The organism is Micromonospora sp. MH33 (genome assembly GCF_003013775.1).
GTDB classification, from domain to species: Bacteria; Actinomycetota; Actinomycetes; order Mycobacteriales; family Micromonosporaceae; genus Micromonospora; species Micromonospora fulviviridis.
In genome coordinates this window covers 1-6,112 of sequence record NZ_MUYZ01000359.1, presented here as the reverse complement: position 1 = coordinate 6,112, position 6,112 = coordinate 1, and the positions used below count along the sequence as shown (strand labels likewise).

Here is a 6,112-nt window from a genome sequence, read left to right as displayed (position 1 = left end):
CGCCGTCCGTTACGAAGCCACCGTCACCATCGCCGCGATCAACCAATGGCTATGACCCTTACCAAACACGGCCTAGCTGATCACCTCCTGATCCGTCGGGTCGCTCGACCCACCCGAAGCATCTTCAGCAAGACACATCAACAGATCATGACCGACGAACCACCTACACCGAGACAGGATCACCACCGCAGTCTTGGTCAAGCTGCTCTCTCCGCAGCTCACAGCCCCGGCCTCGAACCAAGTGCAGATGGATGGAACATCCCCGGCTCCGGTGGGCGAAGCGTGATGATCATGCCGCCTCCCGTTGGACTCGCTCGACGAGTTTGCCATGTTCGAAGCAGGCGCCAGTACGCACGAGGGCGTCCCCGCCGCGCCACCGCGATCCTGCAGGCCATTCTCGTCCTGCACCACGTGGAGACCGGCCGCTACTCAGGATGAAAAGGGGCTCAAGGGCCCGTCGTGCAGCCATACGTACAGCCCAGACCGCCAGCCAGGGCCGACGACATCCGACTGCAGGCGCTGTCGAGCAACGACCTGCGCCAGCAGCGCTGACTGCGGCGCCTGGCTAGTCGTCGTCAGGATGGGTGAAGCGGTGAGGGTTGGTGGCGGGGTTGTGGGGGCCGTGGTCGCTGGGCAGCTCGTGCAGCCAGCGGCGCAGCCCGGGCTCGGTGGTCAGCGTCCAGACCGGTCCGGCGGGATGCTCGTCGTGAATGCCGGTGACGACGGGCATGGCGGTAGGCACACCGGCGAGCGCGCGTAGCAGGTTGGCCTCGCGGCGTCGGCTCCGCACGCGCAGCAGGACGGGGTAGCGGGGCCCGAACTGGGCGAGGCGCTCGTAGCCGCGCAGCTTGCGCAGCACGACGGCGAGCGGTTCGGTGCCGTTGTCGTGCTCCAGGAAGAATCCCACCTGCTGGTCCCCGACGCACCACACGCCATGCCCGTCGGGCCGGATGCCGGCGACGGCATAGGCGGCGGTCGCGTGCTGCTCGGACCACCACCTCGCCAGCCGCACGTTTGGATGGCTGCGCGCGTGAGCGAGGAGGTCGACGAACAGTTGATTGGTGCCGAGCAGGTGGGCGAGTCGACAACTGCCCACGATGCGTTCGGTGCGCTCGATGCTACTGCGCGGCGGTCGGGCGTCGGGCCGATCCGGGTCGTTGTAGGCGGTGGGGTGCACGAGCATGCCGAGGGGACGGAGGGCGTAGAGGTACTGCCCGTCGCCGGTGGTGATGTCCACGAAGCGGCTGACGGCCTCGATGCCGTGCAGGGTGGCCAGCCGCAGCCGCGCGGAACGGCGGGAGGTGAACGCCGCCTCCGTGATCTGGTCGGCCGAGAGCACATAGTGCTCGGCGAGCCAGGCGAGGAGCTGACGGTCGCGGAGGGTGAGCCGACGCAGGTGCTCCAGACGCGAGCGGCGGCTTGTGTTGCTGCGCGAGCCGAGGAGCCGGGGGTTGGATGACCGGGGATGGGAAGACAGGACGATCGGTAGACACGAGCGGACATCCCTTCAGGGAGGAAGTGGATCCCCTCCGTTGGAGGGGTGTCTGGAACCAGGGGTGGTGGTGACCGTGCCGGTGGGCCGCCGTGTGCTGCACTGACAGGCCTGCCCGCGCTGATCGGTCAGCGCGATCAGCCCTTGGTGGTGAAGGGCGGAGGAAGCGTCTGCGGAAGGGGTGACGGAAACCCCACCAGGCGCCTGACAGACGCCGAAAGAATCTCCCTCAGCCCGGCCACCTGGCCACACCGGGCGGCGCGTTCGCGGTCAATCGGGCTCAAGGCCTGGCTTTGTCGCTCTCCACACGGGGCGCGCGGCTTCGCTGGGGTGGCCTTGAGTAGCGGTCGGCCAGAGCGTCGATGGCGCCGATGTCCTGCGCCGGAACCGCGCGCTGCGGCCTGCCGGATCGCGGCCGCCTCGCCGATCAACGGCTTCGGTGGGCGGGTCCTCATGGTGAACGCCGGCGTCTGCCGGCCGCCCACGACCAGACGGGTGGCGGCGGTGTAGGCGTCGAGGTGGGTCAGGTCGTGCTCGTCGAGCTCCGGCAGGGTATGCCGAGCCAGGACGCGGGCGTCCTCCGGCGCGCACGAAAAGTAGATCTTGTTTCGGGCGTTCGCCGACGCCGCGGCGAGAAGGTCCTTCGGGAACTGGGCGAGGTCCTGGTGCGGTGCGCGTGACCTCCCAGAGAAGACTGAAGAGCTCACTGGGTCGGTCCCGGTATGGACCACCGTCCATCATTGGTGAGGGCCCGCCGCTCGGCGGCAGCTGGGCGGGTAGGGCGGCGATGAGCTCGTCGGCACGGCAGGTGCCCATCGTGGTGGTGATCATGTCGTCGTTGCGGCGGGTGGCCAGCACATAGCCGACGTCTCGTTCTTCCAGCCAGACTCGCAGGCTCTTGACCTGCCCGTAGGCCTCGTCGGCGGTGACCCACCCGGCCGGCACCCCGGCGTCAAGGGCCCGGGCCAGCATGGTCTTGGCGATCTGCGGCTTGGTCGCGAACTCGACGTCGTCGGGGATGCCCGCGTCTCGGCAGCGTTCACGGTCGTCGGTCCAGGTCGCGGGCAGATACAACTGCCGGTCGATCAGCCCGTGCCCCTTGGCCGTGTGGCCAGGAACACCCCGACCTGGCAGTTCTCAACTCGGGTGCAGCCGCTCACCTACTGACCAAGATCGCCGGATACACCGTTAGCGAGACAGCCGCGGCCGTCAGGGTTGCTGGGCGGTGACTGGTTCGATGTGGTGCCGGCGTGCCAGTACGACGATGGCCAGGACCGCCATGGTGACAATGGCCAGGAGTGAGAGGAGGTAGGGCTTGCCCGGGATTATCTGGGCTGAGATGAGGGAGAAGTCCCACATCCCGTGGATGATGGCCGGCACGGTGATGCCGCCGGAGTGGCGCCGGGTGAGGTAGAGGAAGTAGCCGGCGACCATGGTGGTCAGTACCTGGGCGAAGGCTACGGCACCTACGGCGAGCAGGTTGGTGGCGTGGGCGAGGGCGAAGATGACCGTGGACCACAGGGCGACCTTTCCTTCGGTGAACCCGGTGGAGCGGAACACGGTCACCCCGAGCCCACGGAATATCAGTTCCTCGCTGGCGCCGATCAGCAGTGCGGAGAGCAGGAGTGTCAGGGTGAAGGTGGCGCCCTTGGTGGCGAGGGCGCCGTAGTCGGTCACGATGAGAGCGCAGGTCGCCATGCCGATGGGCACGACCACGACCCAGCGCTGGACCGGATGGTTATCCCGCAGGACCGGCGGCCACCAGCGAAGCCAGGAGATGGCCGCGATCACCAGCACGACGGAGACCGCCTCCGGAACCGTGATGCTGCGCCACATCTCGTTCAGCGTTCTGGGCGCGGCGTACCTCGTTTCCAGGCCACTGGTCAGGGTCATTGCCAGCCCGTGGAGCACGACCAGGTAGGCGACGACCATGCCGACGAACGCGACCACGGATAGGCGTCGGCTGTCCGCCGGCAGGAGGTGCCGCGAGTTCGGCGGCGGCGTCATGCCACCCTCTGCTCCTTCATACCGAGTCAGGTCCACGCCTCGCCGCCGCATCACGGCGCCGGCTACCCCGCTTCGGCCGAATCATTCCGGCCGTCTACGGCTGGTCCTCGACTGTCGCGCAGGCGGTGGTGGCGATGGAGGGGGCCCGCGCGCGATGAACGAGGTCGACGACCGGACCACGGCGCGACGGGTGCTGATCGCCATCGGCCTAGTCCTCGCGACCGCGGCAGTTGAGGGCTCTTCAGGCGCTCCTGGTCATGGATGGACCACCGCTAGGGTGCGTACCTCGATCGTGGGCCAGCGCCCGGCGCCCGGCGGCGCTGGGGTCATGTCATCTCGGTGTAAAAAATTCTGGACACGATGTCAAGCATCAGATACGTTAGCCGTGTCAAAGATTTTGTACATCGAGGAGCTGGTCATGGCGCATCGAGAGAAGCGGGCGTGGATCATGTTGGTGGTCGCCGTGGTGGCGTACGCGATCTACGTGACGATCGTCGTGGGCCGCGCGGGCGGGCGGCATCTGACCGAGGTCCCGTACGCCGCGGCGCTGTTATGGACCGTCGGCGCGTCGATCGTGGCGAACATTGTGGCCGAGATGGCGATCGGCATGGTGAGCCCGAAAGCGTCGCGCGTGGCCGACGCGCGGGACCGGCAGATCGGCCAGCTGGGCGACCACGTCGGCCAGTCATTGCTGGTGATCGGGGCGGTCGCGGCGATGCTCATGGCGATGGCTGGGTGGGACCGGTTCTGGATCGCCAACGTGATCTACCTGGCATTCGTGCTGTCGGCAGTCCTCGGCTCGATCGCGAAGATCGGCATGTACCACGGGCGGCTGCCGCAATGGTGAAGCCGACCCGCGTGACCAACTCCATCCGCGCGCTGCGCTTCGCGCACGGCGAGATGACCCAGGCCCAGCTCGCCGAGCGCATCGGCGTGACGCGGCAGACCGTGATCGCCATCGAGCAGGGCCGGTACTCGCCCTCCCTCGAGATGGCCTTCCTCATCGCCCACGTCTTCGGGGTCCGGCTCGACGACGTGTTCCAGTACCCCGACTCCCCCGAGGAGACCACATGAAAGCAATCGTCCAGGACGTGTACGGCCCGGCTGACCTGCTGCAGCTGCGCGACATCGACCAGCCGGCGGTCGGCGACGACGAGGTACTCGTGCGGGTGCGCGCCGCGGGCGTGGATCCCGGCGTGTGGCACCTCATGACCGGCCGCCCCTATCTGCTGCGCGCGTTCGGGTTCGGGCTTCGCCGGCCCACCGTCCCGGTGCGCGGTCGCGACCTCGCCGGAGTGGTGGAGGCCGTCGGCGCGGCAGTGACTGACCTGCGCCCCGGCGACGAGGTCTACGGCACCAGCGAGACCGGCTCGTACGCCGAGTACGCCACCGCCCGCCGCGACCGGCTGGCGCACAAGCCAGCGACCATCTCCTTCGAGCAGGCCGCGGCTACCCCGGTCTCCGGCACGACCGCACTACAGGCAGTGCGCCACTGCGGCGGCGTCCAGCCGGGCCAGCAGGTGATGGTCATCGGCGCCGCGGGCGGCGTCGGCAGCTTCGCCGTACAGATCGCCAAGGTGTACGGCGCCACCGTGACCGGCGTGTGCAGCCCCGGCAAGGCCGACCTCGTCCGATCCCTCGGCGCCGACGACGTAATCGACTACACCCGCGACGAGGTCGACCGCCACGGCGTCCGCTACGACGTCGTCATAGACACCGCCGGCAACCGACCGATGTCGCTGCTGCGCCGCGCGCTCACGCCGCACGGCACTCTGGTCCTCGTCGGCGGCGAGAGCGCCGGCGGCCGGCTCCTCGGCGGATTCGACCGGCAGATGCTGCGCGCACCACTGCTGTCGATGGTCACCCGCCAGCGGCTGCGCAACCTGATCGCCAAGGAACGCGCCGCCGACCTCGACGAGCTACGTCGGCTCATCGAGTCCGGCGCCGTGACACCGGTCATCGACCACACGTTCCCCTTGGTCGCGGCACCCGACGCGATCCGGCACGTCGCCGCGGGCCACGCCACCGGAAAAACCGTCGTCACCGTGTAGGTACGCGCCGCCCGCCGGTGCGTCCCCATCCTTCCCTCAAGACACGAACATGCAGCTGACCGACACCACGTCGATGGCCGGCAACATCACCCAACGCCCTCACATCGTCATGTGCGGACGCCTGGGCCAGCTGGGGGCGACGTACTCCGATCTGCCTCGGATGAAGGTCACCAACTCGCGCGTCAGGTCGACCGCGTCGACCTTCCATCCAGCGTTCAGCCACGCGTGTGCTTGGACGCGTGTCCGGTTGAAGGTGTTGCCCCACCAGGTCCGGTCGGACCGCGCGCTCGCCGGCAAGCGCGCGCCGAGAACTGCCTCAAGCCGCTGGAACGACATCTGCCCGCCCAAGCGCGTCAGCAACTCGCGCTACGCCTGATCCTCGGGTGCGCGTCCGTCCCAGAGTGTTCCGCACCGGGTTTGATGGAGACATCGAAACCTGGGAGGAACACCAGCGATGCCCGCACCGAAGAAGTACAACGATGAGCTGCGTGAGCGTGCGACTCGGTTGGCGGTCGAGGCCCGCCGGGATCCGGCGTCCGCGGTCGGGGCGATCCGTCGGATC

The 6,112-nt window shown here is 68.4% G+C and carries 6 protein-coding genes and 2 pseudogenes; 4 read left to right on the top strand and 4 right to left on the bottom strand.

Going from position 1 to position 6,112, the window contains the following annotated elements:
* Positions 1 to 565: 565 nt before the first annotated feature.
* The 4 genes and pseudogenes from B0E53_RS32135 to B0E53_RS32120 all read right to left on the bottom strand — a co-directional run bounded on the left by B0E53_RS32135 (position 566) and on the right by B0E53_RS32120 (position 3,499).
* Entirely contained in the window at positions 566 to 1,477 is a 912-nt protein-coding gene (locus B0E53_RS32135) for a replication-relaxation family protein (protein WP_107079407.1), read from the bottom strand.
* A 295-nt stretch (positions 1,478 to 1,772) separates the two neighbouring features.
* Positions 1,773 to 2,160 (bottom strand): annotated as a pseudogene (locus tag B0E53_RS32130) (type VI secretion protein); the annotation flags it as partial.
* 106 nt (positions 2,161 to 2,266) lie between these two features.
* Positions 2,267 to 2,637 (bottom strand): annotated as a pseudogene (locus tag B0E53_RS32125) (transposase); the annotation flags it as partial.
* 64 nt (positions 2,638 to 2,701) lie between these two features.
* On the bottom strand, positions 2,702 to 3,499 hold the full coding sequence (locus B0E53_RS32120; protein WP_168215461.1) for a CPBP family intramembrane glutamic endopeptidase: 798 nt from the start codon (positions 3,497 to 3,499) through the stop codon (positions 2,702 to 2,704).
* A 418-nt stretch (positions 3,500 to 3,917) separates the two neighbouring features.
* Between B0E53_RS32120 and B0E53_RS32115 the strand changes: the two genes are divergently transcribed.
* From B0E53_RS32115 to B0E53_RS37155, 4 genes are read left to right on the top strand one after another with little or no spacing between them, the layout of a single operon-like run.
* On the top strand, positions 3,918 to 4,346 hold the full coding sequence (locus B0E53_RS32115) for a hypothetical protein (protein WP_107079408.1): 429 nt from the start codon (positions 3,918 to 3,920) through the stop codon (positions 4,344 to 4,346).
* Positions 4,340 to 4,573: a helix-turn-helix transcriptional regulator gene (locus B0E53_RS32110; protein ID WP_107079405.1), complete on the top strand. Its 234-nt coding sequence runs from the start codon at positions 4,340 to 4,342 to the stop codon at positions 4,571 to 4,573. Before B0E53_RS32115 ends, B0E53_RS32110 begins: the two co-directional genes overlap by 7 nt.
* Positions 4,570 to 5,550, top strand: a complete 981-nt coding sequence (locus B0E53_RS32105) for an NAD(P)-dependent alcohol dehydrogenase (RefSeq protein WP_107079404.1) — start codon at positions 4,570 to 4,572, stop codon at positions 5,548 to 5,550. The genes B0E53_RS32110 and B0E53_RS32105 overlap by 4 nt, the downstream gene beginning before the upstream one ends.
* A gap of 49 nt (positions 5,551 to 5,599) precedes the next feature.
* Entirely contained in the window at positions 5,600 to 5,926 is a 327-nt protein-coding gene (locus B0E53_RS37155) for a hypothetical protein (RefSeq protein WP_146167847.1), read from the top strand.
* The last annotated feature ends 186 nt before the right edge of the window (positions 5,927 to 6,112 follow it).

What these genes read in the sequence shown, in the direction of transcription:
- B0E53_RS32105 (WP_107079404.1), top strand. Translation starts at nt 4,570, where the DNA reads ATGAAAGCAATCGTCCAGGACGTGTACGGCCCGGCTGACCTGCTGCAG.
- B0E53_RS32110 (WP_107079405.1), top strand. Translation starts at nt 4,340, where the DNA reads ATGGTGAAGCCGACCCGCGTGACCAACTCCATCCGCGCGCTGCGCTTC.
- B0E53_RS37155 (WP_146167847.1), top strand. Translation starts at nt 5,600, where the DNA reads ATGCAGCTGACCGACACCACGTCGATGGCCGGCAACATCACCCAACGC.
- B0E53_RS32115 (WP_107079408.1), top strand. Translation starts at nt 3,918, where the DNA reads ATGGCGCATCGAGAGAAGCGGGCGTGGATCATGTTGGTGGTCGCCGTG.
- B0E53_RS32120 (WP_168215461.1), bottom strand. Translation starts at nt 3,499, where the DNA reads ATGACGCCGCCGCCGAACTCGCGGCACCTCCTGCCGGCGGACAGCCGA.